Below are 2,883 nucleotides of genomic sequence, written 5' to 3' on the forward strand. Positions count from 1 at the left end.
AAGCAAGTATCCGATTCCAGCGGAACGACGAACTACACCTATGACGGACTGGGACAGCTTTTAAAAGAAACCAAAGGCGGCGTGGTGAAGGATTATACCTACGACGCCAACGGAAACCGCAAGAGTTTCAAGCTGACGAACAGCGGAACCATCGAACTGAACACGACCTATGCATATGACATCCAAAACCGCCTGATTTCCGTGACAAATGACGGAGAGACAACAAGTTATTCGTACGACAACAACGGCAACCTGTTGAGCACAACGGGAGCTGTGAACAGCCAGTACACCTATAACGATGCAAACATGCTGACTGCCCAGACCAACCGATTGGGAGAAAATGTCTTGGGACAGTATTCCGTCAGCTACTATCTGGACGGCAACAAGGAAAGCATAGCGGAAACCGGCAAGCCGACCACCAGCTATCTCTATGATGATATGGGCAGGCTGACCCAGGAGGTTATCGCCGGGGAAAGCCAGACCATCTATCAGTACGACAGCTTCCTGAACCGGAGCCGGAAGGTGGAAAAGGATGCGTCGGGCGACGTCATAAAGACAAACACTTATCAGTATAATAAGAATAACTGTTTGCTGGAAGACCGGGAAACGGCGGGAGAAAGCCAAGGGAATGAAGTAATCCGAAACTTCTTCTATGACAACATGGGCAATCAGACCATGAAGACCATCACCACCATCGGCGAAGCAGCCGGAAGCCAGTCGGTCACCATCGGGGAGGATCCCAACGGAATCCAGCTGTTTGAATACGATCCGCTGAACCGGATGACAAAGTCCACCATAAACAATGTGACAACGACGTATGTATACGACGCCAATGGTTTGCGCCAGAGCAAAACCACCAACGGCGTGACCACCAGCCATATCTATGACGGACAGAATATTGTCATGGACGACAAGGCCGGGGAAAAGCAGGTGTTTGTCAGAGGCCTCTCCCCTATCTCCCGAACGGTGAACGAAGGAGGCAAAGAATATTATTCCTTCAATACCCATGGAGATACCGCACAATTGCTCAGCGCAAGCGGCACTGTCCTGAAAGATTATACCTACGACGCGTTCGGGAACCAGAAACAGGAACAGTCAGAAGACAACAATCCGTTCCGTTACTGCGGAGAATATTTCGACAATGAAACCGGATTCATCTACCTCAGGGCAAGGTATTATGACAGTAGTATTGGAAGGTTTACGTCGGAGGATACGCATTGGAATCCTAGTAATATGATTTATGGAGAGAAAGAATACAAAGAAGGAGAGACTAAAATTGTAAGTATTATTTCTATTTTACAAAGCGGGAATTTGTATTGTTATGCGGCTAACAACCCTATACTTTTATTTGACAAAACTGGAAATATGGCAGTAATGCAGGCTTATAACATTTTAATACAATATGGTCCGACAATTATGAATTATATCAATCAAATTGGTATAAAGATATTAAATTTAGCTGCTATATTATCTCGAATAAGCGCAGATGCAATAGTTCAACTGATTCAAGGTGGTAAAGATGCTATAGAGAACTTTGTTAATAATAATGGAGGGAAAAATGCATTAGGACCAAATTTAAATAAAATAAGTGATAAATATTTAAAGAAAAAAGGTGTAAATGCACATGACATAAAATACGAATATTTAGGAAAAAGTGCAAAAATATCTAAATATGATTTGTATTCAGATAAAAATACCGGTCAAATTTATATAGTGGAAAAAGCAACAAAAAAAATAATAACTTCAACTTGGTATTATATAAAATAAGTTAAGGAGAAAATTTCTAATGGGAAAAACAACTATAATGGTTTCATTCACTATATCCTCGATCAAATTAGATCATAAATACATATCAGAAAAATTAGGGATAAGTCCTAATTATATACGAAAAAGTGATGAAGTATTGAATAATCAAAGTTTATTTGGTCACGATGAATGGAGTATATCAACTAAAGATGAAGAATCATTGGATATCAAAAATCAATTGTGCAAAATTTTATCTCTTCTTGATGATAAGATTCAAATTATCAATAAACTGTGCGAACAATTTAAAGCAGAATGTAGTATTCTTATAACAATAAAAATAGAAGAAGGACAATTTCCAGCAATGGAAATCAACCAATCATTTATTAAATTTTTATCTTCTATAAACGCCAATATAGGTTTTGATATGTATTTTTATAGTGACTGCACTTAACTTCACTATGCAGCGTATAAAGCTGGAGTTAAGCCCAGTAGTTCAAGGCAAGCAGATATGGGAAGTACAAAGAGGATAGGTTATGATAGTAATGCGTGGTTGTTTGAATCAGCAACCTAGAAGTGTCAAGGGGACGGTTCGAGACCACTGAAAAAGTAGGATTATTAGGAACCTTCAGTTGTCTTTAAAAGAAATATCTCCCCAAAAACCTTCAGCCGAAACCAAATACTGTAAAAGCAGAACTCTAAAGAGGATATCAGTTTCGATATTCTCTTTAAATTTACTGCCAATGCGGTAAGTTTTGCTTGCATTGATACGCTTCTTAGCCCGTACCCTCGGGCACGAGCCAATCCGTGAAAGCGTTTCATTTCCGCATTCTTAGGTTCTATCTTTGCGCGCTTTTTGTAGTTTTCAAGAAAGTAATCTGTCTTTGTCCTCTGGCTTAATTCATGTTATGTCAAGGGGACGGTTCTATTGACAACACCTCGCATATGTTAAACTGGCTCAGGGGACGAATCTGATGTCTGACAACAGGTGACATTATTTTCGTCCCCTGTCTTTTCCTCGGTATCCACCCATGAAAAATACGACAAGATGGGAAATCTGGTCTATCAGAAGGACGGCAACAACAATGTGATCGCTATCACCTATGACAAACTGGGACGTCCGCTTGTGCAGACCAACCC

General features: G+C 40.4%; 2 protein-coding genes and 1 pseudogene. 2 read left to right on the forward strand and 1 reads right to left on the reverse strand.

What is annotated here, in order from left to right; genetic code table 11:
• The coding region (locus tag KQI32_RS13070; protein WP_253291211.1) for an RHS repeat-associated core domain-containing protein at window positions 1-1,767 on the forward strand (1,767 nt) is incomplete at its 5' end.
• A gap of 19 nt (window positions 1,768-1,786) precedes the next feature.
• Window positions 1,787-2,197, forward strand: a complete 411-nt coding sequence (locus tag KQI32_RS13075) for a DUF4279 domain-containing protein (protein WP_216426050.1) — start codon at window positions 1,787-1,789, stop codon at window positions 2,195-2,197.
• Window positions 2,198-2,361: 164 nt separating this feature from the next.
• Here KQI32_RS13075 and KQI32_RS13080 read toward each other — a convergent pair.
• Window positions 2,362-2,649 (reverse strand): annotated as a pseudogene (locus tag KQI32_RS13080) (transposase); the annotation flags it as partial.
• Window positions 2,650-2,883 lie beyond the last annotated feature (234 nt).

The sequence above is a fragment of the Acetivibrio sp. MSJd-27 genome, assembly GCF_018918095.1.
Lineage (GTDB): Bacteria > Bacillota > Clostridia > UMGS1840 > HGM11507 > HGM11507.